The following is a 25,282-nucleotide window of genomic DNA, read 5'->3' as shown; positions in this document are numbered from 1 at the left end:
TCCCATTTTATCTTAGTTTTAATCCTGGCTTGAATGCATCACTTTTCTTTTCGCCTACTTCAAAGTAATCATAGAGTACATCATCATAAACTATAGGATCCAATAGTTCTAGGGAGATTTTTCCTTCACTTGTTAATACTTCTTCGTCTGCTATGATGTTTACTATTTCACCTGTTATTTGTGTGTGGCTGCCCACATTTTCTACGATGTTTACAACTTTACATTCTATTGATACCTTTAGTTCGTTAATTACTGGTGCATTTACATGTTCTGCTTTTGTTGTTGTCCATGATATTTTTTCTAGTTTGTCTTCATCATATCCTGATATCATGCCAAGGTAGTCTGTTTCTGGTATCTGTTTTGTGTCGGGAAAGCCCAGTACAAATTCTTTTCGTTCAAGTATGTCTTTTAGTGTTTTTCTTTTAGCTGTTGTGTTTATTGCTATCATTATGCATGGTGGGTGGTGGCTGCACATGGTTGCAAATGCTAGTGTACATGCATCTGCTTTGTTGTTTTCATCATATGCTGATACTATTACTGTAGGGGCAGGATACATTAGTGTTCTTGGTTTTAGGTTCTGTTTTGTCATAATTTTCACTATTATTATTTTATATTTTTCATAACTAAAAAATTTTAGTTTTCATTTTCTATTAAAAGTTTATTAATGTTTTCTGAAAGATATATTAATTATGAGTAGGTTAGAAAAGATAAGAAATAATGTTTTTAGTAAGGGAAACTCTTATGGAGCTGATGTGGAAATAGTTGATGATGGGGAATGTCATGAAGTTGTTTTACATAGGGGTTGTACTAGCAGGTTTCGTGAGAATGAGTTAATTGATTCTGTGTCTAGTTGTCTGGAGAAGAGGGGTGTTGATTTTTCTGTTTTGTCTGATGAGACTTGTTGTGGTTTGATGATGTTTGATTTAGGTGATGAAGAATCAGGAAATATTATTGTGAAGAAAAATATTGAGAAGTTTAAGGGGCATGGTGTTAAGAAGATAATTACTATTTGTCCGGGTTGTTATGAGTCATTTACTAAGTATTATTCGAGGGATCCTGATTTTGATGTTGAAGTGATTTTTGCATTGGATTTGTTTAATGATTTTGGTGTGGATGGTACTGGTTTTACTGTTCATGATCCTTGTCATGCTCTTGAGAGGAGTGGTCAGGTTAGGTCTATTGTGAGGAATGTTCCTGTTGAGCGTGCTAATTCTTGTTGTGGTTTTGGTGTTGGTTTGAAGACGGGGGATAAGAGTTTGGCGTTGGAGGCTTCTAAGAAAGCTTTAAGTCATGGTAAGGTCATTACTTATTGTCCTTCTTGTTATCATACGCTTAATCGTGTTGATTCTGGGCGGACTTTTGATATTTTTTCTTTGATTGATGATTCTTTATAATATTTTTTTTTATTAATTTTTTCTTGTTTTCACATGGTTTTGTAATACTTTTGTTAGGTTTATATATTACTTTTTACAAAATAATAATTAATAAGAATAATAATTAAAGTAATACTATTCTTATTAAAACAATAATAATGTGGTAATATGAATATCCAAGTAATGCAATTACAACCAGAACTAATAAAAAAATATAATGTAATAGACTTTTTGTTTTCAATGATAAAAACTTGTTATGGATTAGATTACGTTCCCGAATACCATTATGATGTAATGAACATAGAACAATATTACTTAACCCCTGAACGAAGTAATTTTTATATAGCAGTCGATAATGATAAAGAAAAACTAGTTGGTACTTCTGCTATAAGAGGATATGACAAGGATTACCACATAAAAAATAAAAATTATACAATTGACAAAACCGCAAGTATATACAGAATGTTTGTAGACGAAAAATATAGAAGATGCAAAATTGCTTCAAACTTATTAAATAGCATTGAAACATTCTGCAGAGAAAAAAAATATTCAGAAATCTACTTACACACTCAAAAACATAGTTGTGGCGCGTTACCCTTCTGGTTAAAGAACAATTATACAATAACAGAAGATGTTCATAACAAAAGAGGAACAATCCACATGGAAAAAATAATAACATCAGATGCTCAAACTACAGAAAAGTAGTGAAACAATAAGTTTGGAAGAATATAATCTTCCAACATGTTTCCTTTTATTAAACTCTTTTTCAAAAATAAAATAATTATACGGAATCCCTGGACATTTTAGAATATAAAACATCATGTCTGTTTTCTTCAAAATCTGCAAGTTTATCCTTTATTTTATTAATAATCCTATCTTTATACTTAAAATGATCACTAACACCAATAAGATTATTCAAAGGACTACCCAAAGAAATAACAGTTATCATCCATATCTAATTTTTCAAGCAACATTAACTCTTCCTCAACAATTTCCTTCTCTGTTAACTGTACAAACTCACCATCTTCAACCATTTTCATTAATGGAGTACCAGGTGCAATAGCAGTAGTAATGACAGAAACCATTCTCGGCTTATAAGTGTTAATTAATTTTGCTGTTTCAGTGACACTAGCTTCAGAATTTCCCTGCCCAGCAACGCCCAACATTAAAAGAGCAATATAATTGATACCTGCTTCATCAATCTTTCTTAATTGTTCATATTCATCTTCACGGGTGTATCTCTTATTCATCTGTTTAAGAGCGGCAGAATAAGCAGTTTCCAAGCCAACATAAATATCATTAAACTTTGCTTCTGATAACTGTTTCAGTTCATCTAATGATTTACTTTTAATGTTACGAACTGAAGCTTGACAAGATAATCTACGAACCTCCGGAAAATATTCTCTGATTAAATCACTTATTTCCAACAATTTATTGCTTGGCAGAACAAATGGATCGCCATTTACTAACACAATATTTTTTAAAGATTTGGGATATATTTCACTCATTTCCTGTAAATCTTCTTCAATATCGGATAGGGGTGATGCATTAAATCTAACAGACTTGTACATATTACAGAATGAACATTTGTTCCATGAACAGCCATAAGTTATTTCTAGGAGTGGAGTATTAATTTCTAATGGGTGTCTATACACTGGACCTGTATAATGCATTATTTTCACCACCGGCTATTGTAACACCATAATTATATGTATTTTCTAGGTCTTTAGGGAATTGTTCTTCCTTAACTTTTCTTTTATGTTCTTCAGTGAAAATTTCATTTTCATATAAATCATAGTTTATAAATTGGTATAAATTGATTTTTTTAATTTCAGCATCTTCTTTTATGCTTTTTATTCCTTTTTCAAGTAATTGTTTTGTATTAAAATTATTTCTTCCATTTATTATATAATATGTCATAGTAATCACTTATAGCATTATTTTTATGGTATGGACAATATGAATAAATTATTAGTTTAAACTAACTATCTTTTGATATATCATTTAAAACAATATATTAATAGGGAGATAGATATGTTGGTAGGAAAACCTGGTGAAAAAGCATGTCCAGTAAATGGAGTAATAAATTTACTAAGCAGAAAAGGGTGTTTGGAATATTGAAGGATATCTTCATGGGAAAAACACACTTCAGCGAATTCAAAGAGGATAAACCAGAATTAAGTAATGTAGTTTTAACAGATACCTTAAATTTTCTTGAAAAAGAAGAACTAATATATAAAATAACCAATACAAATTCAAATAAGAAATCAGAATACCATCTAACACCAAAAGGAGAAAAATTCAATAAAGTATTATATGAAATGGTAATGTATGGATTATATGTTCTAGAAGACGATTTACGTAGTGATAAACTAAAAAAACAAATAGAAACAGAATACAAAGAAATATTAAGTATCAAACCTTGATGTCATAGAATAAATTAAATTAAAAATAAAATATTTATACTATTTTAAACATATATCTATTTTTATATTAAGGAGTTATTACTATAACATCAAGAAAAAGTGAATTTATATATGGATTTAAGAAAGCAATCCCAATAACAATGGGATACATACCAATGGGTATAGGCTATGCTGCTCTAGCAATAAAAGCAGGATTCAATCCATTACAAACAGTCTCCTTCTCAATATTTGTATATGCTGGTGCAGGCGAAATAATAGCAGCATCCATGCTAGCAAATGGAGCAAGTGCAATAGCAATAATACTTACTAATTTTGTAGTTAACCTAAGATACTTTGTAATGAACGTCTGCGTATATAACAAGGCAGAAAAATCATCACCACTATTAAATGCACTATCTGCCCACTTAGTAACTGATGAATCATTCGCTCTTTTTTCATTAATGAAAGATTCATCCATATGGACATACATAGGAATATCCTTAACATCATGGCTATCATGGATACTTGGTGCAATAATAGGAGTCATTATACTAGACTTACTGCCAGTAATAGTAGCAAACAGTTTCAACATATCATTATATGCATTATTTGTTGCAATATTAGTACCTTCAATTAAGGAAAATAAGCAAATTGGTTTACTTGTATTGGTAACAGCATTAATTAACATAGTTCTACAATTTATCATAGGAAACTGGTCATTAATCGTAGCAACATTACTAGGTGCATTAATAGGAGTGTACATAGTAGATGATGATTATATATTAAACGAATTTGAAGGAGTAAGTGAATAATAATGGACACAGTAACTCTCATAATACTAGGATGTGCTATTGTAACATTTATCCCCCGGCTAATACCAGCAATATTTGTTGGACGAATAAATTTCACCCGAAAACAGGAAAAATTTCTAGGCTTAATACCATACACAGCACTAAGTGCTCTGATTATACCAGGAGTTCTAACAGTAGATAATCAATTATGGTATATTGGACTAATAGGTGCAATAGTAGCAGCAGGAATGGCCTGGAAGAAAGTACCATTAGGAGCTATAGTAATATTAACAGTAATCATATTAATTGCCGTGTACTCTATTGTACCGTTAATTTAACTTTTTTTTTCATATTTTTACTAATCTATACATTATTAATTCTATTTCTTACATAACTAAATACATAAAAGGTTGGTTATATCCTATGACAAATATTGATTTCAAATACAGAGAAAATGGTGGAAAAACCATAGAAAAAAATACTACAAAAATTAACATCATAGAACTACTAAAAAAGGATTATTCATACATCTATGAGTCAATAAATAATAGTAGTTTTAAAATAAGATTAAACGAATGCGATCAGTTTAAGGAATTAATCTTTAATGAAAAAGTAGTGGGCTTTGTAACATACAATGAACTTAACAAATCACATAAACTACTAACAAATATCTATATACTAGAAGGATACAGAAGATATAGATTATTCTCAAAAGAAATTAAACAAGAATATGAAAATGCTCATAGAATAAGCATATATGAACCAAACAAACTATTAGTTGATGTATTAATAAAATTAGGATATGCAAAACAATTAAACGAGACACTACTAGTTAGTGCAATAAATTTCTACATACAACTATCAACAGCACAATCAAACAAAACAGAAGAAAAACAGGACAAACTCAAACAAACAAACCTCTATGATCCAAACATATGTGCAACATTATCCTTCAAAATTTTCAATAAAACAAATTTCACAGTATATTATACAAACATACGTGATGAAGATAAGAATAAATGTGAAATTGCACGAAAAAACATGGAAGAAAACTATTTTGATGACATAGTTTCCACTATTATAGATCAAGACATGGAAATCCAACGATGGTTATTCCTACTAAGACACAACCTTCCAAGGAAACAAAACAGCATAGAAGAAATAATAGGAACAGTTGATTCACCATCACAAATATTAAAAGAAAACATTGAAGAAAACATAATAACCTCAAAAGAAGCAAGAAATATACAAAACCAAATCCAATTAGAACTAAGAACAAATAAGGTAGACCAAGACTCCATACAACTAAGACTAGAATACTTAATAAATAACAAAAACACAGGAATAACTAAGAAAACTATTATTGGAGAGTACTGCCCATACTGCTTTGAAAACAAGCCTTTCCTTGAAAACTATTGTACAACCTGTGGATACAAATTATTTGACTTAGATGAAATAACAGAAGAAAAATATGTATATGAATATATGTTAAAAGAAAAACAATCTTATAAACATTCCTTAACAGGTAAAAAAGAGAAGATAGGCTATCATAATGCAGAATATTTAACTAAATTAGCAACATTTGAAGTAATAAAAAAATTAATGTTCCATAATTATGGTGATGAAATATTTCATACCATTGCAAGAGAACATAACTTAAATTATAAAGATCTTCAAAATTATATGATAAACGAAGAATATGTAACATTCAATATGAATCCAAAAAAATGGGAAAACGAGGCAACAAATTACTTAAATAAAGAACTAAAAGCTATTCTTAAAAAACATAACTGTAAAATATCAGGAACAAAGTATGAATTAATACAAAGAATCAAAAAGGAAGTACCATTAGAAAATATCCAATCAGACATACTCGAATTAACACAGAAGGGTCAAAATTATTTTAAAGAAAACAGGCACATGGATATACTTAACAATATACTTCAAAAGTTCATATATGAAGAATATGAGGATTATATACAAAAAAGTAAAAATGATGATATCTTTGATAATGTAATAAATTTTTTCCAAAAACACATAGAAATGGCTATAAAAAGCAAAAATCATGATCAATTAGTTGAATCTTTAATAGCTCAATCACAAACATACACTTACACTAATGATTTTACAAAGTTCTTGGAAAATGAAGTTAAAATCGTAATAATAAATCTAAACATGTATTTTATTGATTCACATTATATTCCATACTATAAACCGGTAGAAAAATTGTCCTGGGATGTATTAAATGATTTTCAAGGACATTTTACTAATGAACAAGTAATTGATGCAATAAATAATGCTTACGAATTCCTAGACAATGACTTATTAAAAGTACAAAAATATGATGTGATTGAAGTATTTAATGACATATTTAAACATTATAGTTTAACAGGAATAAATGGAAGAATACAAAGAAAATACTATAAAAGAGCATATAACATAATAAAAGATAGTAAAAAAAGAAAGAATAATAATAATGTTATAACATTAGATAAATTCTTCTAAACTTATTTTTCAAACTTTTCTTTATCTAATGTTTTCACAACTCTTGCAGGAGTGCCCACTACAACAGCATAATCCGGCACATCCTTAGTAACCACAGCGCAAGCTCCCACAATAGCATATTTACCAACACTTACTCCGGGTAATATTGTAGCACCTGCTCCAATCCAAGCACCTTCCTTAATTAGTACTGGTTTACATGTAAGTACCTGCCGGTCATATTCATCATGATTGTTAGAAATAACCTGAACGTTAGCTGCAAGCATCACGTTGTCTTCAATAGTTATTCCACCTCTGGCCATTAATAATGAATTACTGTTAATAAATACATTATTGCCTATCTTAATATGGTCATAGGCAGCTCCGGATATTGGAGCAACAATGTTACTATTTTCTCCAATATTATCACCAAGAAGCTCTTTTAACAATTTGTTATATTCTTCACTGCCTGGCATTGTGTTATTTAGCTTAAATACAATTTCGTTCATTTTAATTGCTTGCTGTAATTCTTCACCAGACATCTCTCTCATATCTACACGTACTTCTTCACAATTCATATTATATCATACCAATATATTTTTTTCTTATAATTATATATATGGTTAAATAAACATATAAATAACGAAAATAGGGGATTAATTATATGGATTTAGAACAATTCTATGAAGATATGAAAAACCAGAAAGAAATAGACTCAACTTCAGAAGATCATGTGTTTTTTGATGAAATGTTACAGGAAGCACTTAAAATTACGATGAAAATAAACAATGAATACCATACACTCGAAGAAATAAGAGAAATGTTCTCAGAACTAACAAATCAACCAGTAAATGATACATTACGTTTAATACCTCCATTTAATACTGATTGTGGAAAAAATATTCATATTGGTGAAAATGTATTCATAAATGCTGGATGTAAAATGCAGGATCAGGGAGGAATATACATAGGTGATGATTGTCTTATAGGACATAATGCTGTTTTTGCTACATTAAATCATGAAATGAATCCTGAACATAGAGGAAATTTACATCCAAAACCAATACGGTTAGGAAACAAAGTATGGATAGGTTCTAATGTAACAATACTTCAAGGAGTTACAATTGGTGACGGAGCTGTAGTAGCTGCAGGAGCAGTTGTAACAAAAGATGTTCCTGAAAACACAGTAGTTGCTGGTGTACCTGCAAAAATTATTAAAAAAATAGAAACTGGATAAAAAAAAGTAAAGGTTTTCTTATGAAAAAATATTATATCTTTGATTTTGATGGAACACTAGTAAACACATTCTATGATTCAGTAATTGCATATAACAAAGCACTCAGACAACATAATCTACCCGAATATGAATATGAATCATTAAGTGATATAGATTATACAGATTTCACGACAAATATGACAGAAGATATGGATGTATTAGTAACTTATGGCGAAAATCTAGAAAATGATGAAAAGAAATACACGAAACCATATCCCGGAGTAAAAAAAGTATTAAAACAATTAACCAGTGAAGGTAATGAAGTAGCAATATGCTCAAATAGGTCAGAAAAACAATTAAATGAATATGTTGAAAAGTTTTTTAAGGAAATACCATTCACACACATAACAGGATACACTCCAGATGGAGGATTTAAACCACAACCAGTGGTAATAAACAGAATATTAAATGATGTTTCATACAACAAAGAAGAAATACTATACATAGGAGACAAACAAGAAGACATACAAACAGCCAAGAACGTGGATATAGATGCAGTAATAGTAACATGGGGACAAGGAAACAAAGAAACATACGAAGACGAATATCCAATAAAAATAATAGATGACATAAATCAACTACTAGAAATATAAACTAAAAGGTATTGGTACCATGTTCAGAAAGATGAGAAGAAACAAACAAGAACTATCCAACAAGGAATGCATACAAATTCTAGAAAATCAACAAAGAGGTTTTCTGGCAGTAAGTGGAGAAAATGAATATCCCTACACACTACCAATGAACTATGTATATCATGATAAAAAAATAATATTTCACTCAGCAATGGAAGGACATAAAGTAGATTCCATAAAAAAACATGACAAAGTATCATTCAGTGTAATAAATGAAGGCGAAAAAGTAGAAAATGAATGGTACTATATATTCAAGAGTGTAATAGTCTTTGGTAAAATACGTATAATCGAAGATGAAAAGGAGAAATATGAAAAATTAACCATATTGGGAGATAAATATTTCCCATCAAAAGAATATACTAAGATGGAAATGGACGCAGCATTTGACCATGCATTAGTACTAGAATTAGAAATAGACCATATGACTGGAAAAATTGTAACAGAAAAGTGATGAAAAATGTTAAATAAAAAACTAAATAATGACTGGGATAAATTTCTAGAAAAACAATATAAACACTTATATTTCCAGAAAATAGAAGCATTTGTTGAAAAAGAATATGAAACAAAAACAATTTACCCACCATATGATGATATTTTCAACGCATTTAGGTTCACACCATTATCTAAAATAAAAGTAGTGATATTAGGTCAAGATCCATATCACGAACCTGGACAAGCACATGGTTTATCATTTTCAACTCCTGTAGGAAAACCAATACCAAGATCATTATCAAACATTTTCAAAGAAATTAGGGACGAATATGGGTATGAAATACCAGATAATGGTTGTCTAGAAAAATGGGCAAAACAGGGAGTGTTCTTATTAAATACCGTGTTAACAGTAGAAAAATCAAATGCAAACTCACATAGCAAATGTGGATGGCAAAAATTCACAGATAATGTTATTAAAGAAATAAATAAACAAGAACAACCCATCGTATTCATGTTATGGGGAAAACAAGCAGAGAAAAAAAAAGAATTACTCTCAAATCCGAATCATTTAGTACTTATCACATCCCATCCAAGCCCTTTTTCTGCAAGAAGAGGATTTATGGGATGTAATCATTTCAAACTAGCAAACAATTTCTTAAAAGAAAACAATATAGAAGAAATAAATTGGAAACTTTAATTAATGCCGAGTGATTCTTTATACTCTTTTAATATTTCTTCTTTTTTATCAGAACTTAATTTACTACACTCTAATTCTTCCAGTGAAAATAATGTCATTTCATATAATATTTTATTCACTTTTTTACCCTTTGATGTTAATAGATATTCAGTATTTAATCTATTATTTTCATCTTGAATTTTAATGATTAAATCATTCTGTTCCCTGTATTTCAATGTTTGAGCAAGAGTAAAATTATTTAAGGACGGATTTGATTCCTGAAACTCTGAAAAATGTTTATTTCCCCTGAACATGTCCATAAGTATACATAAAATCCATTTTCTATTAAAAAATTCTAATGTATCAACTACTGGACAAATATCCTCATTCTTCATAACTACACCTATATTCTATTATTATATTCTATCATTTAAAAATATATTTGGTAATTCTGGAATTACAAAATATAATTATAGTTTCTCTAATAAACTCTGTGTAAGAGGTAAAAAGTTATGAGATCAAAAATTGAAGAATATGAAGCAGTTGAAAAAGCTGCAATGAAATTTGTTAAAAGTGTAGCAGAAGGAGACAGTACTTATGCTAAAGAATTATTTATCGACGAAGCTGTATTGTTCGGATATCTTGATGGTGAATTAGAACATGGTTCTATTGAACAGTTCTATAATAATGTGGATACAGTATCTGCAGGTGATAACTTCAATGCAAGAATTGATGTGTTATTACTTGAAGAAACATTAGCAGTTGTCCGTGTTTTAGAAGAAGGATGGGGAGGTAGAATAGATTTTACTGATGCATTGTTACTTCTGAAAATGGATGGCGAATGGAAATGTGTGGCAAAAGCATATAATCAGAATTCTGATACAATTAATTAATTATTTCTAAAATTCTAGTTCTAATGTTACAGGGCAGTGGTCAGAACCAAATACTTGGTCTAATATTTCTGCCTTTTTAACATTATCCTTAATTTCTTCGTTAACATAGAAATAATCTAGTCTCCAACCAGCATTTCTATCTCTTGCTCGTGTACGGTAACTCCACCAGGTAAAATTGTTTTCTCCTTCATCAAACATTCTGAATGTATCAACAAATCCTGCTTCTTCCAGTTTATCAAGCCATGCTCTTTCTTCCGGTAAGTAACCTGATTTTCCTTCACAATTTGCTGGATTATACACGTCAATTGGGTGATGTGCTATATTATAATCACCAGTTATCACAACATTTTTTCCACTATTTTTCAACTCTAAAACAATATCAAGTAATGCGTCACAGAATTCTACTTTGTAGTCAAGTCTTTTAGCACCAGTACCACTATTTGGGAAATATATGTTAAATAGGATAAAGTCAGGATATTCTATTTTAAGAACTCTGCCTTCATTATCTAATTCTTCTATTCCCAGTCCCTTTTCTATATTGACGGGTTCAATTTTAGTATATGTTCCAACACCACTATAACCTTTTTTTTCTGCTTCGTTAAAATGATGGGAGAAACCTTCAGTGTTTAATAGCTTTTTAGGTATTTTCTCTTCTTCTGCACGTACTTCCTGAAAATTTATGATGTCTGCATCAGTATTTTCAAACCATGTCCAGAATTCTTCTTTTTTACTTACTGCTCGTATTCCATTTACATTCCATGATACTAATTTTATTGACATATATTTATTCCTCTATAAAACTATGGTTATACTTTGTTTTTTAATTCTTTTATCTTTTCTTTTTATGATAATATTTTTTATTATATTAATATTACTTTAAATAATTTTTAAAAAATTAGATAAGTAATGAAAATTTTTTACTGAGTATTTATGCTAATAAATAAATATTGAAAGAAACATAACTATTATCAATAGATTAGATTTCTTTTCTATTAATCATATTATAAATTATATATGGTGTTTTTTAAATGAAAAAAATAGGAATATTAATAGGAGTTTTAGTACTTATCCTCGCATTAGTAGCAGTAGTAAGTGCTGAAGGATCTTCTGCAAATGATGATAAAACACTTATCGTAGGTTTTGATGCAGAATTCCCTCCTTATGGATTTAAAGCAGATAATGGATCCTACACAGGATTTGATTTAGAATTAGCAGAAGAAGTATGTAAAAGAAATGGATGGACTTTCAAAGCACAACCAATTGACTGGGATGCAAAAGACAGCGAACTAAGTTCCGGAACAATTGACTGTATCTGGAATGGATTCAGTATAACTGATGAAAGAAAAGACAAATACACATGGTCTAAACCATACATAGACAACAAACAAGTTATAGTTGTAAAATCAGATGCTGGAATTAACAGTTTAGCTGACTTAAAAGATAAACAAGTGGAAACACAAAAAGATTCCTCAGCATTAAGTGCACTTAAAGGTGACAATAAAACAATTGCAGACACATTCAAAGGCTTAGTAGAAATTGCAGATTATAACACAGCATTCAACGACTTAGCTTCTGGAGCATGTGATGCAGTAGCAATGGATTATAACACCGCAAAATACCAAGTAAAACAACATGGTGAAAGCACTTACAAAATATTAGGAGAAAATATCACATCAGAAGATTATGGTATTGGATTCAAATTAGGTAATAATGATTTAAAAGATAAAGTACAATCTACTTTAGATGAAATGCAAAAAGATGGAACCATCGCAAAAATAGCAGAAAAATATGCTGATTACGGAGTTCCTGAATCATTAATATCTGATGCAAAATAAATATTTAAAATTTATAGGCGAATAATAATATGTTATTAAGTACAGTTATCTCTGAATTATCTGAAGGAATGATTACTTCAATAGAGATATTCTTACTTACCTTATTATTCTCTATTCCTCTAGGATTACTTATCGCTGGGGGAAGAATGAGTAGTTTTAAACCCCTACAATGGTTAATGAAAATTTACATCTCTATTATGAGAGGTACACCATTGATGCTACAGTTAATAGTAGTATTCTTTGGACCTTACTATATTTTTGGAATGACGTTATCACCTGATTACAGGATGATAGCAGTTATCATTGCTTTTTCAATTAACTATGCAGCTTACTTTGCAGAAATATTTAGGGGAGGAATTGAATCAATTCCTAAAGGACAGTATGAAGCAGCACAGGTACTAGGATATAATAGAATAGAAACATTCTTTATTATTATATTACCTCAAGTAATCAAGATAGTATTACCTTCAATAACAAATGAGGTCATAACACTCGTTAAAGATACATCATTATCATTCGTAATTGCAATTCCTGAAATGTTCACAGTAGCAAAACAAATTGCTGCAGCAGATGCATCAATCAGTGCATTACTAGTAGCAGGTGTGTTCTATTATGTATTCAATGTAATAGTAGCATTTATAATGGAACGTTTCGAAAAAAGACTAAGTTATTATGATTAAGAGAGGGATATCATGAGTTTATTAGAAATAAAAAATCTTAAGAAAAGTTTTGATGAGAACGTTGTTCTAAAAGATATTTCTCTTGATGTCAATAAAGGTGAGGTTTTATGTATAATTGGACCATCAGGTTCAGGAAAATCCACCCTTCTTAGATGTGTAACTAACTTGGAAACATATGATAGTGGAAAAATAAATTTTGACGGAACATTTGGTCTTGTATTTCAAAACTTTAACTTGTTCCCACACCATTCAGTAATGAAAAATATTACTAACGCTCCACTAAAAGTTCAGAAAAGAAATAAAGAAGAAGTATACGAGGAAGCTAGAAGTTTACTTAAAAAGATGGATTTATCTGATAAGGAAGATGCTTATCCATGTGAATTATCTGGTGGACAACAACAAAGGGTATCTATTGCAAGAGCTTTAGCAATGAATCCTGATATATTATTCTTTGATGAACCAACTTCAGCATTAGATCCAGAATTAACTGGTGAAATTCTTAAGGTAATTAAGGATTTAGCAGCTGAAAAAATGACTATGGTTATAGTTACACACGAAATGACTTTTGCACGTAATGTTGCAGATACGATAGTATTTATGGATGATGGATATATCATAGAAAATGGAACACCTGAAGAAGTATTTTCATCAGAAAATACTAGGATGAAAGAATTCCTCGGAAAATTCTATGATTAAATAGAATACTTTTTTTCTTATAAACAAGAAATATCTTTTCTTGTAACATCTTTTTTTTGAATTATTTTTTTATATAACTTTTTTTAACTATTATTACAAATAATATATTGTATAATAATAGAAGTGATATTTATGACAAAAAATTTAATCGCATATTTCTCTGCTAGTGGTGTAACAAAAAGCATCGCAGAAAAGATTCACAATGTTGTTGACTCAGATATTTTTGAAATTGTTCCTAAACAGTTATACACTAGTGCTGATTTAAATTGGAATGATAAAAACAGTAGGTCAAGTATTGAAATGAATGATAAATCTTCTAGGCCGGAAATAGAATCTGAAATTGACGTCACAGGTTATGATACTATTATTCTTGGATTTCCTGTGTGGTGGTATACGGCTCCGACTATAATTAACACATTTATTGAAGAGAATAATATTTGTGATAAAAATATTTATGTGTTTGTAACTTCAGGTTCTACTGGTGAAACAGGTTCTTTTAATGATCTTAAATCTGCTTATCCTGAAAATAATTGGGTGGATGCTAAAAGATTAACTAGAAGTGTTTCTGATGATGAAATAGGGGAATGGCTTAATTAATTATTATTATTTTTTTATTATTCTCTATTTTTTTTGGGTGGTGGTTATGAAGAAAGTTAAGATTACTGTTGTTAGAAAAGCTTGTTATGATGATTTGATTGAAAAATATGAAAATCCTTTAGAGAATCCCTGTGATATGAGGGAGGGTATGGTTTTTATTGCTAATGGTTGGAAAAAGCCTGATGATTTTTGTGATAGTGCATGGGAAAGTATTTCTTCATTTGTTATGACTCTTGCTTATGGTGGGGAGAATATTTATGATGGTTGGATGAAGGATAGTAGGTCTGCTATGATTTCTTGTAATGATGGTTTTAGGCCGGTTAGTTTTTATATTGAGGCATTGGATGAAGATGCTGATTAACCCACATTTTTATTACTTTTTTAGTAAAATATTAATATCATTTTTTATATATTATTATATAATTTTTAATAAATATCGAAATAACCTATAAAATATATGTTATAAAATTAAAAATAATAAAAAATATAATAATATGGAGGAAGAAATGACAAACAACAAATACTTCATATCCAAAATGTGGGCATCTGACATTAAAAAAAGAGACTCAAAACGATGCATACTCTGTGGATCAAAAAAAGAACTAGAAGCACATCACATATTCGGAATAAGCCAATACCCCTATTTAACAACAGAACTAAACAACGGAATAACATTATGCAAAAAATGCCACAACAACTATCATAAACAATACAATGAAGTAAATGCAATAACCTGGACACAATTTCTCTTAAAAAACCAATACAATATAACAAACATGGAAATAAACTACTCAAACGGATACAAAGAAACAATATCATTACCCACAAACTCCAAAAACATACAACCATTACAAAATAATAACATCAAATCCACAATACTCCAAGAAATCAAAACAAGCAAATTTGCAGATACAAAAATACCATACAAATGGTTAATAACACAACTAAAAAACAAATATGGAATAAATAATGAAAAAATAACACACGAAATAAAACAACTAGAAACAAAAGGAATAATAGCCCACATAAACAAAAATGAATTAGAACTAATAATATGAAAAAATATTAACCACCAAAGTAACAAAAACTTAAATATTTGTCTACATATACAAACAACTAAAAAAGGTGAAATAAATGTCATTAGAAACAGCAAACATATTCGAACTAGCAAATTTGGTAGAATACCAAGAAAAAGCAGTAGTAAGTAAAGAAATAATCAAAAAAGAAACAGGAACAATCACAATATTTGCATTTGATAAAGAAGAAGGACTATCAGAACACACAGCACCATTCGATGCACTAGTACAAGTACTTGAAGGAACACTAGAACTAACAATAGACTCAAAAAAGTACACACTAAAACAAGGCGAAATAATAATAATGCCAGCAAATATACCACACGCATTACACGCCAAAGAAAGATTTAAAATGATACTATCAATGATAAAATCCTAAAAACAAAATCTCCACCAACAATCACTCCTTTTTTAACAAAATTTTTTTTATAATATAATTCCATAATATATAACATGAACCAAACAAATAAATTAGTTAACAAAATTAAAGACCTAGAAATAGAACAATCAAATAAAGATTCTGAAGAAAATAATAAAATATCCAAGAGTCATTTAACAGAAGAAAACCTCGACGAATACTTAGAAAAAGTAGAAACAGACGAATACTCAAAAAAACTTTTAAACAAATATCTAGAGAAAAAATCAAAAAAATAATCAACACAACTCCAAATAATAGAGGTTAAAATATGAAATATGATTTTGACACAATAACCGATAGAAGAAATACAAACAGTGTAAAATGGGACTACATAGACACACAAATACCCATGTGGGTAGCAGACATGGATTTTAAAGTAGCACCAGAAATACAAAATACATTAAATCAACGAGTAAATCATGGAATATACGGATATACATTAATACCAGATGAATACTATGAATCCTACATAAACTGGTGGAAAAGAAAACATAACTTCACCATGAATCAGGAAGAAATAATCACTTCAGTAGGAGTAATGCCATCAATATCAAGTATAATCAGGGAATTAACAGAAGAAAATGATACCATATTAATACAAACACCAGTATATCATGTATTCTTCTATGTAATTCAGGACAATAACCGAAAAGTATTAGAAAATCAACTAGAATATGATGGAACCAATTACTCAATAAACTTCGAAGATTTAGAAGAAAAATTATCAAGAAAAGAAACAAAAATGATGATACTATGTAATCCACATAACCCCATAGGAAAAATATGGAATACAGATGAACTACAAAAAATCGACAAATTATGTAAAAAACATGAAGTAATCCTAATCTCGGATGAAATTCACTGTGATCTAGTAAATCCTGGAAAACAATACATACCATTTGAAACTATCACAACAAACAATGATAATATAATAACTTGTATGGCCCCAACAAAAACATTTAACATAGCAGGAATACAAAGCTCAATAGTTCATATACCTAACAAAAATTTATACGACATGATAAATACACGATTTACATTAGAAAGCATATCAAATATAAATCTATTCGCCATAGTTGCAACAATAACAGCATTTAATGAATGTGAAGACTGGTTAAAACAATTAAATGAATATATTTATCAAAACAAATTATATGTGGATGAATATCTTAAAAAAAACATACCACAAATAAAATTAGTACCATCAGAAGCTACATACCTATTATGGTTAGACTGCACAAAATTAAACATTAAATCAGAAGAATTTAACAATTATTTAAACAAAGAATATGGTGTCTACACATCACCAGGAAAACAATTTGGAGACAATGGAGATAAATTCCTCAGATTAAATGTTGCATGTCCAAGAGAAATGCTTAAAGAAGCATTAAATGGACTTAAAGAAGCAATATATAATCTGTAGAATAAAGTATTTTAGTAAGAGATAACATAATACACTACAAAAAATAAAGGGGAAAAGTATGTACACAGAAAATACAATACTAATAGGAAGTAATGAAAATAAAAACGTGACACTATTACCTAAGCTAGCAAACAGGCATGGATTAATAGCTGGAGCAACAGGAACAGGAAAAACAATAACATTAAAGGCAATAGCTGAATCATTTAGTGACATGGGTGTGCCAGTATTTCTAGCAGACATGAAAGGAGACATATCCGGACTTTCAAAAATTGGAGAAGCAAATGAGAAAATCACTGAAAGAATCGAAAAATATGATTTAAAAAATAAGGGATACAATTTCAAATCATACCCTGTTGAATTTTGGGACTTATTCGGTGAAAAAGGAATACCCATAAGAGTCACAATATCACAAATGGGACCAAATTTACTATCCAAAATACTAAACCTAACAGAAGCTCAAGAAGGAGTATTAAACATAGTATTCAAAGTAGCAGATGAAGAATCATTATTACTGATTGATATCAAAGATTTAAAAATAATGATAAATCACGTAACAGAAAATAAGGATAAGTATGAATCACAATATGGTAGTATATCAACAAGAAGTGCAAATACAATAATAAGATCATTATTAACCCTAGAAGAACAAGGAGGAAATAACTTCTTTGGAGAACCATCATTAGAACTTGAAGACTTTATTCAATGTGATGATGAACAAAAAGGAATAATAAATGTATTGGATGCAGTTAAACTATCATTAGCTCCTGATTTATATTCAACATTTTTATTATGGATGCTCACTCAATTATATGAAACTTTACCAGAAGTAGGTGACCTAGAAAAACCTAAATTTGTATTCTTCTTTGATGAAGCACACTTATTATTTGATGGGATGAGTCCAGTATTCCAGAAGAAAATAGAACAAATTGTAAGATTAATTCGTTCAAAAGGAGTGGGATTATATTTCATATCTCAAAGTCCTGCAGACATACCTGATGAAATACTTTCACAGTTAGGTAACAGGATACAACATGCATTAAGAGCATACACTCCTAAAGATCAGAAAGCAGTTAAAGTTGCTGCAGAATCATTCAGACCAAATCCGGCGTTCAATACGCAGGATGTTATATCAAGTTTAGGTATAGGTGAAGCATTAGTTTCCTTGCTGGATGAGGAAGGAGTTCCGGGTATCGTTGAAAAAGTGGATATAATTCCACCACAAAGTTATAATGGTGCAATAGATGATTCATATAGACAGGAACTAATTAATATTTCATGTAATAAGGAGAAGTATGTGCAAGCTATAGATAGAGAATCAGCATATGAATTATTATCCCAGAAAAAAGAAACAGTACCGGAACAGGTAGTACAGGAACCAGCTGTACAGGAACCAGTAGTTCAGGAACCAGAAGTTCATGAAATACAACACGAACCAGTCAATCAACAACCAGAACAAGAAGAAAAGAAAGGATTCTCACTACAAGACACTATACAACAAACAATAAATGACCTTGACTTCAATCCGAACACAACCACAAAAAGAAGAAACACTGGATCCTCACGCAATTCAGGCAAATCAGAAATAGATAAAATAGTACAATCAGCAACAAACACTATTGTAAGAGAAGCAACAAGACAAATTACAAGAGGACTCTTCGGACAACTAAAATTTAAATAAGTTCTGTGTACTTAGTAGATTTTCCCCTACATTTAGTAACAGGATATTTAATCTCATTCTTTTCTATTTTTTTAAGCATAATCTCCTTAATATCAACATTCATTGTAATAGCCATAAGATAAGAATATATTAACACATCAGCTAATTCTTCCTCTACATGTTCAACATCATATTCATCATCCCACTGAAAGTTTTCTAAAAGCTCACCAGATTCAATGGATATTGATTTAGCCAAATTTTCTAAAGTCTGAAATTGTTTCCAATCTCTGTCATCCCTAAATTTAATAATTCTGTCAATAACTTCCTTCATAATTATCACCATTAATCCACACTATTCTAATGTTTACAGTTTCCAATACTAAAATTTTATTATTCTTTACTAACATATGAAATAATAGAATAATTTCTTAATAACAAAAAAATTTTAACTCATTTAACAAAGATATTTAACATCACATTTTTACAGGGATTTTATGGAAAAACGTTCTAACTTAGACTTTAATGATGTATTCTCAACTTTACAACAAAACCTATTAGATATGGGTTTAAGGAATAATCTGCTTAATTTTAAAGAAGTTGCTAGAACAATTCCTATTGTTGATATAGACTTAACTGATTTATATAATTCATTAGTTTCAAATAGAAACAAACTTAGTTTTTTACCCAAATCATCAGGAGAACAAGAGGACGAAACATGGTATGTTCCAGTTGAAACAGATCAACAAGAGGAGTTACAATTACAAACAACACTTTCAGAAAAAGATTTACAGAAAAGATTATTTTCATTATTCCAATATTACAGGACAAGTGTACAGGATTTAGGATATAATAATCTATTTTTAGCATTAGGATTTGTAGAATGGACTCAACAAAAGGATAATTCTGCACATTTAGCACCATTAATACTAGTACCTGTAGAATTATCAAGACGCTCTGTAGGTTCACCATTTAAATTACATTGGACTGGAGAAGACATATCACTAAACCTATCACTCAAACATAAACTACAAGATCAAGGAGTTTACCTGCCTGAAAGAGAAAACATTGAATCACAGAATGATTTAGTGGAATACATTAATGATGTTAAACGTCAAATAGAAATTAAGGATGGATGGACAGTATTAGATAAAGTGTATGTCAGCACATTCAGTTTCAAGAAATTTGTAATGTTCAAAGACTTAACATTAGAAAACTGGTCCGAAAACATAAATAATAGTGAAATAGGAAGATTATTCGGGCTAAGTGAAGTAGAATCCTTTGACTCTTTTAATATAAAAAAGATTGATGAAGAACTAAATCCATTAGAAGTATATAATGTGGTAGATGCGGATTCTTCACAAATAGCTGTTATAGAAGATGCAAAGAAAGGACATAGTTTAGTAGTGGAAGGACCACCAGGAACAGGAAAATCACAGACAATCGTAAACCTTATCTCTGAATTACTTGCAAACAATAAGAAAATACTATTTGTAAGTGAAAAAATGGCAGCACTTGATGTAGTAAAAAAGAGGATGGATACCATAGGATTAGGGGATTATTGTCTTGAATTACATAGTAATAAAACCCGTAAAAGAGCATTCCTGGATGACTTAAACAACTCTTTAATACAAGATAAGATAGAAGTCAAAGAATATGAGGATTATGATAAACTAAAACAATCCATTCAAACATTAAACGATTACAGAGAATTAATCAGAACAAAATATGGAAACACTAATCTATCAATATACGATTTAATAGGAATGTATGAATATAAATATCAGGAATTAGAACAGTTAGGACAAAAAGTTTACAAGTTCAACTTACCAAATCTAAAAGAATTCACATCACAAAAACGTACAGAAATAATATCAAATATAGATGCAATAGCAGAAATTTACAATTTAATATACCCTATTAAAAATAACCCATGGAACTATACAAACATTAATTACATATCACCTGATGAAGTTGATAATATCAACTCAAAATCATCCGAAATTGATGTGAACATGAGGAATATCGTTGACGATATTGAAAAATTCTCACAAATAACAGGAATAAAAAAGCCAACAAATTACTCTGGAATAAAGAAATTCATCCAACAAGGAAAACTATTACTATCTGATCAAGACTATCAGTCAGATGAAACAAAACTCAAAGAAATAGTAAATGCAGTACAAGAATACCAGAATAATTACAGTAACAGCACTATTGACATTACAAAGATAGATATTGGACCAATAAAGGAAAGATTTGATGAATTAATAATTCAGGTAAATTCATTAGAAATATCATATGACATAATGTTCCATTTAGAGGTACAAGTACTATTATCTCAATTAAAAGAAGCAAACAGACTCAAAAACGAGTCACCAGTAAAACAAGCATTAAATGACCCAGATATTCATCAAAAATTTTATCAATTCAGATCAAACAAGGATTCATTCACAAAATTCATGAATAAGGATTATAAACGATCCAAAAATGAACTAAAAAGTTACTACCTGCAAGACGTGAATGATGAAACAATAACAAAAGACTTTGATAATTTACTAAAATGGGATAATGATGTAAGAAGTGTAAGAAACAAAGTAATACCATATGCAATAAACCAGAATATCAGTGAAGAAAAACTCATATACGTACTTGAAAGATTAGTAGGAGTATTTGATGAAGTCAATGAAATAAACCATAAAATATCAAAATTATATAATAAAGAATATTTCAAGACACTGGATGAACTAAAAAGTAAAATAGATTCATTAAACAATCAAAAAGAACTGAAAAATTATATTGATGAAAACAACACCCTTGCTAAATCATACTTTAAGTCATGGGATAATGTTAACACAGATTTCGCACAATTAGTCAGTGAATATGATAATATTTCTAAGTTTGCAAAAAACGATAATCAAACAGTACTGAATGTTGATGAGGATACAAAACGAGAATTACAATTCTCTATAAATAACTTGGAAACGGCAAGTAATGAATTAATTGAAGACTATGAATATCTTAATTCAGTACTACACTTCAAAGATAAATTAAGTAAAAGAAACATTAACTCATTAAGAATACAGGAATTTAACGAATTAATACAAGGAATATCCGAAAACATACTCTCACTAAGTAATTGGAGTCAATTCAATACGTACTGCAGTCAATTTAATGATAAGTACACTAAAGAATTAATTAACCTGATAAAGCAGGATAAAGTTAAATCAGAGGCAATAGTACCATTATTTGAATATAACTTTGCTAATAATATATTGAAAGAAGTATTTGATAAAAGTGAGGTGCTGAAAAACTTTAACTCCAATATTTATGAGAAAAACATTAAACAATTTAAAGAATTGGATCTTGAAACAATAAATCTTAACAGATACAGAGTAAAACAGATACTGGATGCAAAGAGACCAAACATTGCCGGAAGCATAATACCAACATCACAACTGGGCATACTTGTTCATGAAATGAATAAGAAACGAAACCATAAGTCTATACGACAAGTACTGAATGAATGTCCGGATACTGTAACAGATATAAAACCATGCTTACTTATGAGTCCATTATCTATTGCACAGTACCTTGATACAAAAACATATGAATCCTACTTTGATTATGTGATATTTGACGAAGCTAGTCAAGTAAAAATTGAGGATGCCATAGGTGCATTATTAAGAGGAAAACATTACATTATTATGGGGGATACTAAACAATTACCACCAACAGCATTCTTTGATGTTGAAACTAATGTAGAATCACAGGAAGCTGAGGATATGCATGTGCAAGATGTTGAAAGTATTCTGCATTTCTGTAAAAGTGTATTACCATACCGTATGTTAAAATGTCATTACCGTAGTAGGCATGAATCATTAATAGCAGTTTCAAACCTTGAATTCTATAACAATGATTTATTCATATATCCTTCACCGATGAGAGATTCTAAGGAATTAGGACTTAAACTTCAATATAATCCAAACAATGTTTATGATAAAGGAAAAACAAGACAAAATATTGGAGAAGCTCAGGAAGTGGTACAGTATGCCTTAGAACATTTTGGCAGATATGGTTTTACAAAAAGTCTCGGTATTGGAACGTTCAGTGTAGCACAAAAGAATGCTATACTGGAAGAGTTAGAACATAGGTTACAGGAAAATCCTGAACTTGATCCATATTTTAACACTACTGGTGATAAATCTTTCTTTGTAAAGAATATTGAGAATATTCAGGGTGATGAAAGGGATGTTATGCTTATAAGCGTGGGTTATGGATTTGATAATGAACATAACTTATCTATTAGTTTTGGTCCATTAAACAATGAGGGTGGAGAACGAAGACTTAATGTTCTCACTACACGTGCAAAGGAAAAATGTGTTGTTTTCTGTAATTTCAAATCGGCTGATATGCATTTGTCACCTAGAACTCCTAAGGGTGTTCAAGTACTTAAGACATATCTTTATTATGCAGAGCATGGTAAGTTCCCTTCAGATTATGTTGATGAAGAAGGATTTGACTCTGAATTTGAAGAATCAGTATATAACTTCTTAACACATAAAGGATTTAATGTTGAAAAAAGAGTAGGTTGTGCGGGTTATCGTATAGACTTGGCAGTATATAATCCGAGCAATGATGATGAGTATGTTCTGGCAATAGAATGTGATGGATCAGAGTATAATAATTATTCTTCTGCAAGAGAAAGAGATAGGATACGTCAGAACATTCTTGAAGGTTTAGGATGGAATTTTTATAGGATTTGGTCAACTGACTGGTATCATAACAGGGAAAGTGCTAAACAAAAATTGTTAGTGGCAGTTAATAAGGCTATTAAACAAAAGAATGAGAGTTCAATTAAAAGTCTTGATCAAATTGAGGGGGTTAATTCTAATATTGAAAACAAGGTTATTAAACAAAAAAATGAATCAAATATAGATGCTATTAAAAATAATATTGAAAGTAATAATCAAGTACAAGAAAATGAATTATCCCAACAAGAAAACAATATCTTAGAAGATAAACCTAATAAATCCAAAGATGAATTTGCACAAATATTTGAAGTATTGGATGAAGTAGAAGGTCCTCCAAAAATACGAGATATTAGCGAAATAAGACCTTCTTCAAATAAAAATAACAACACAACAGACAACAAAAACGAACAACCAAAACCAAAAAATATTCAAAACACAACAAATCAAACACTAAAAGAAGATAAAACAGAAAATAAAGAGAATAAGGAACAAATTGAAGCCATACTGGAAGAAGACAAACAGGAAACTCAAAAAGAAGAGGGTATAACTGATAAAATACAATCAAAAATAGAAGTAAAAAAAGTAGAAAAAACAGAAGCAACAACAGAAAATCAATACATATACTACGAAAACGAAATAGAAACAGAAGACTTCTATTCAATACCAGAAACACAAGTAATTAAAATAATAGAAGACATTATACAAACAGAAGCACCAATACATAGAAATGAAATATACAATAGACTAAAAACAGTATATAACGTAAAAGCAACAAAAAAATTTAAAACAAGAATCGATACAATGATAAATACATTATTACAAACATCACATGAAATATACGTTAAAAATAATTATTATTATATATTTAAAAAAGATGTAACAGTTCGAAAAAGAAACAAACCAAATATAGACTACATTTCTGATGATGAAATAGTAGAAGCAATAAACCAAGTACTTATACTAAATTCATCTGTAAAAATAAATCAGTTAAGTAAAGAAGTATCAAAACTATTTGGTTTTAAATCATTATCTGCTAAAACATCAAACAAGATTAATGAAGTAATCAGTTACCTAAGATTCTCAGGAAAGTTAAGTATTGATGATAGTTCCATTGTTACCATAACAGATAATACTTAATTTTTATCTATTATTTTATTTAAAAAAAAGTTTTAGGATAGTAATAAATTATT

At 29.6% G+C, this 25,282-nt stretch carries 28 protein-coding genes and 1 pseudogene; 22 read left to right on the top strand and 7 right to left on the bottom strand.

The window, feature by feature from the left end:
• Nucleotides 1-7: 7 nt before the first annotated feature.
• Nucleotides 8-589: a flavin reductase family protein gene (locus tag PXD04_RS18720; protein WP_323736338.1), complete on the bottom strand. Its 582-nt coding sequence runs from the start codon at nt 587-589 to the stop codon at nt 8-10.
• A 100-nt stretch (nt 590-689) separates the two neighbouring features.
• On the opposite strand from PXD04_RS18720, the gene PXD04_RS18715 reads away from it, so the two are divergent.
• Together PXD04_RS18715 and PXD04_RS18710 are read left to right on the top strand one after the other, a co-directional pair.
• Nucleotides 690-1,394 (top strand): (Fe-S)-binding protein, encoded by a 705-nt coding sequence (locus tag PXD04_RS18715; RefSeq protein ID WP_323736337.1) that lies wholly within the window; start codon nt 690-692, stop codon nt 1,392-1,394.
• Nucleotides 1,395-1,541: 147 nt separating this feature from the next.
• Nucleotides 1,542-2,078 carry a GNAT family N-acetyltransferase gene (locus tag PXD04_RS18710; RefSeq protein ID WP_323736336.1) on the top strand — a complete coding sequence of 179 codons (537 nt, stop codon included), beginning with the start codon at nt 1,542-1,544 and terminating at the stop codon, nt 2,076-2,078.
• 218 nt (nt 2,079-2,296) lie between these two features.
• On the opposite strand, the gene PXD04_RS18705 is transcribed toward PXD04_RS18710, so the two are convergent.
• Entirely contained in the window at nt 2,297-3,046 is a 750-nt protein-coding gene (locus PXD04_RS18705; protein WP_323736335.1) for a radical SAM protein, read from the bottom strand.
• Nucleotides 3,021-3,293, bottom strand: coding sequence for a hypothetical protein (locus PXD04_RS18700; RefSeq protein WP_323736334.1), 273 nt, complete (start codon nt 3,291-3,293; stop codon nt 3,021-3,023). Before PXD04_RS18700 ends, PXD04_RS18705 begins: the two co-directional genes overlap by 26 nt.
• 143 nt (nt 3,294-3,436) lie before the next feature.
• On the opposite strand from PXD04_RS18700, the gene PXD04_RS18695 reads away from it, so the two are divergent.
• The 4 genes from PXD04_RS18695 (at nt 3,437) to PXD04_RS18680 (ending at nt 7,074) form a co-directional block, all read left to right on the top strand.
• Nucleotides 3,437-3,799 carry a winged helix-turn-helix transcriptional regulator gene (locus PXD04_RS18695; RefSeq protein ID WP_323736333.1) on the top strand — a complete coding sequence of 121 codons (363 nt, stop codon included), beginning with the start codon at nt 3,437-3,439 and terminating at the stop codon, nt 3,797-3,799.
• A gap of 140 nt (nt 3,800-3,939) precedes the next feature.
• Nucleotides 3,940-4,590 (top strand): AzlC family ABC transporter permease, encoded by a 651-nt coding sequence (locus PXD04_RS18690; protein ID WP_323736332.1) that lies wholly within the window; start codon nt 3,940-3,942, stop codon nt 4,588-4,590.
• A gap of 2 nt (nt 4,591-4,592) precedes the next feature.
• Nucleotides 4,593-4,907 carry an AzlD domain-containing protein gene (locus PXD04_RS18685; RefSeq protein ID WP_323736331.1) on the top strand — a complete coding sequence of 105 codons (315 nt, stop codon included), beginning with the start codon at nt 4,593-4,595 and terminating at the stop codon, nt 4,905-4,907.
• Nucleotides 4,908-4,992: 85 nt separating this feature from the next.
• Nucleotides 4,993-7,074, top strand: coding sequence for a hypothetical protein (locus tag PXD04_RS18680; RefSeq protein WP_323736330.1), 2,082 nt, complete (start codon nt 4,993-4,995; stop codon nt 7,072-7,074).
• Between the two features lie 2 nt (nt 7,075-7,076).
• Here PXD04_RS18680 and PXD04_RS18675 read toward each other — a convergent pair whose 3' ends face one another.
• Nucleotides 7,077-7,601, bottom strand: a complete 525-nt coding sequence (locus PXD04_RS18675; protein WP_323736329.1) for an acyltransferase — start codon at nt 7,599-7,601, stop codon at nt 7,077-7,079.
• Nucleotides 7,602-8,119: 518 nt separating this feature from the next.
• On the opposite strand from PXD04_RS18675, the pseudogene PXD04_RS23445 reads away from it, so the two are divergent.
• The 4 genes and pseudogenes from PXD04_RS23445 to ung all read left to right on the top strand — a co-directional run.
• A pseudogene (locus tag PXD04_RS23445) lies at nt 8,120-8,272 on the top strand (DapH/DapD/GlmU-related protein); the annotation flags it as partial.
• Between the two features lie 35 nt (nt 8,273-8,307).
• Nucleotides 8,308-8,919 carry an HAD family hydrolase gene (locus PXD04_RS18665; RefSeq protein WP_323736327.1) on the top strand — a complete coding sequence of 204 codons (612 nt, stop codon included), beginning with the start codon at nt 8,308-8,310 and terminating at the stop codon, nt 8,917-8,919.
• A 19-nt stretch (nt 8,920-8,938) separates the two neighbouring features.
• On the top strand, nt 8,939-9,409 hold the full coding sequence (locus PXD04_RS18660; protein ID WP_323736326.1) for a pyridoxamine 5'-phosphate oxidase family protein: 471 nt from the start codon (nt 8,939-8,941) through the stop codon (nt 9,407-9,409).
• A 6-nt stretch (nt 9,410-9,415) separates the two neighbouring features.
• Complete coding sequence (gene ung / locus PXD04_RS18655) at nt 9,416-10,087, top strand: uracil-DNA glycosylase (RefSeq protein WP_323736325.1); 672 nt, start codon at nt 9,416-9,418, stop codon at nt 10,085-10,087.
• Here ung and PXD04_RS18650 read toward each other — a convergent pair.
• Nucleotides 10,084-10,461, bottom strand: a complete 378-nt coding sequence (locus PXD04_RS18650) for a helix-turn-helix domain-containing protein (protein WP_323736324.1) — start codon at nt 10,459-10,461, stop codon at nt 10,084-10,086. The two genes, ung and PXD04_RS18650, sit on opposite strands and share 4 nt — an antisense overlap.
• A gap of 117 nt (nt 10,462-10,578) precedes the next feature.
• On the opposite strand from PXD04_RS18650, the gene PXD04_RS18645 reads away from it, so the two are divergent.
• Entirely contained in the window at nt 10,579-10,959 is a 381-nt protein-coding gene (locus tag PXD04_RS18645; RefSeq protein WP_323736323.1) for a nuclear transport factor 2 family protein, read from the top strand.
• 6 nt (nt 10,960-10,965) lie between these two features.
• On the opposite strand, the gene PXD04_RS18640 is transcribed toward PXD04_RS18645, so the two are convergent.
• Nucleotides 10,966-11,739: an exodeoxyribonuclease III gene (locus tag PXD04_RS18640; protein WP_323736322.1), complete on the bottom strand. Its 774-nt coding sequence runs from the start codon at nt 11,737-11,739 to the stop codon at nt 10,966-10,968.
• 248 nt (nt 11,740-11,987) lie between these two features.
• Between PXD04_RS18640 and PXD04_RS18635 the strand changes: the two genes are divergently transcribed.
• The 10 genes from PXD04_RS18635 (at nt 11,988) to PXD04_RS18590 (ending at nt 19,362) form a co-directional block, all read left to right on the top strand.
• On the top strand, nt 11,988-12,794 hold the full coding sequence (locus PXD04_RS18635; RefSeq protein ID WP_323736321.1) for an amino acid ABC transporter substrate-binding protein: 807 nt from the start codon (nt 11,988-11,990) through the stop codon (nt 12,792-12,794).
• Nucleotides 12,795-12,823: 29 nt separating this feature from the next.
• Nucleotides 12,824-13,474 (top strand): amino acid ABC transporter permease, encoded by a 651-nt coding sequence (locus tag PXD04_RS18630; RefSeq protein WP_323736320.1) that lies wholly within the window; start codon nt 12,824-12,826, stop codon nt 13,472-13,474.
• A 12-nt stretch (nt 13,475-13,486) separates the two neighbouring features.
• Complete coding sequence (locus tag PXD04_RS18625) at nt 13,487-14,170, top strand: amino acid ABC transporter ATP-binding protein (protein WP_323736319.1); 684 nt, start codon at nt 13,487-13,489, stop codon at nt 14,168-14,170.
• Between the two features lie 132 nt (nt 14,171-14,302).
• Complete coding sequence (locus PXD04_RS18620; RefSeq protein WP_323736318.1) at nt 14,303-14,767, top strand: flavodoxin; 465 nt, start codon at nt 14,303-14,305, stop codon at nt 14,765-14,767.
• 46 nt (nt 14,768-14,813) lie between these two features.
• The gene (locus PXD04_RS18615) at nt 14,814-15,128 is read left to right on the top strand and encodes a TIGR04076 family protein (RefSeq protein WP_323736317.1); all 315 of its coding nucleotides are present in this window, start codon (nt 14,814-14,816) and stop codon (nt 15,126-15,128) included.
• Between the two features lie 145 nt (nt 15,129-15,273).
• Nucleotides 15,274-15,825, top strand: a complete 552-nt coding sequence (locus tag PXD04_RS18610; protein WP_323736316.1) for an HNH endonuclease — start codon at nt 15,274-15,276, stop codon at nt 15,823-15,825.
• Between the two features lie 76 nt (nt 15,826-15,901).
• Nucleotides 15,902-16,222 (top strand): cupin domain-containing protein, encoded by a 321-nt coding sequence (locus PXD04_RS18605; protein WP_323736315.1) that lies wholly within the window; start codon nt 15,902-15,904, stop codon nt 16,220-16,222.
• A 74-nt stretch (nt 16,223-16,296) separates the two neighbouring features.
• Nucleotides 16,297-16,497, top strand: coding sequence for a hypothetical protein (locus tag PXD04_RS18600; RefSeq protein WP_323736314.1), 201 nt, complete (start codon nt 16,297-16,299; stop codon nt 16,495-16,497).
• A gap of 32 nt (nt 16,498-16,529) precedes the next feature.
• Nucleotides 16,530-17,684 (top strand): MalY/PatB family protein, encoded by a 1,155-nt coding sequence (locus PXD04_RS18595; protein WP_323736313.1) that lies wholly within the window; start codon nt 16,530-16,532, stop codon nt 17,682-17,684.
• 58 nt (nt 17,685-17,742) lie between these two features.
• On the top strand, nt 17,743-19,362 hold the full coding sequence (locus PXD04_RS18590; protein ID WP_323736312.1) for a helicase HerA-like domain-containing protein: 1,620 nt from the start codon (nt 17,743-17,745) through the stop codon (nt 19,360-19,362).
• Here the strand turns inward: PXD04_RS18590 and PXD04_RS18585 are convergent.
• Nucleotides 19,355-19,672: a nucleotide pyrophosphohydrolase gene (locus PXD04_RS18585; RefSeq protein WP_323736311.1), complete on the bottom strand. Its 318-nt coding sequence runs from the start codon at nt 19,670-19,672 to the stop codon at nt 19,355-19,357. The two genes, PXD04_RS18590 and PXD04_RS18585, sit on opposite strands and share 8 nt — an antisense overlap.
• 163 nt (nt 19,673-19,835) lie before the next feature.
• On the opposite strand from PXD04_RS18585, the gene PXD04_RS18580 reads away from it, so the two are divergent.
• Complete coding sequence (locus PXD04_RS18580; protein ID WP_323736310.1) at nt 19,836-25,229, top strand: DUF4011 domain-containing protein; 5,394 nt, start codon at nt 19,836-19,838, stop codon at nt 25,227-25,229.
• Nucleotides 25,230-25,282 lie beyond the last annotated feature (53 nt).

This window comes from Methanosphaera sp. ISO3-F5, assembly GCF_034480035.2.
Taxonomy (GTDB): domain Archaea; phylum Methanobacteriota; class Methanobacteria; order Methanobacteriales; family Methanobacteriaceae; genus Methanosphaera.
This window is presented reverse-complemented; position numbering and strand designations above follow the sequence as displayed.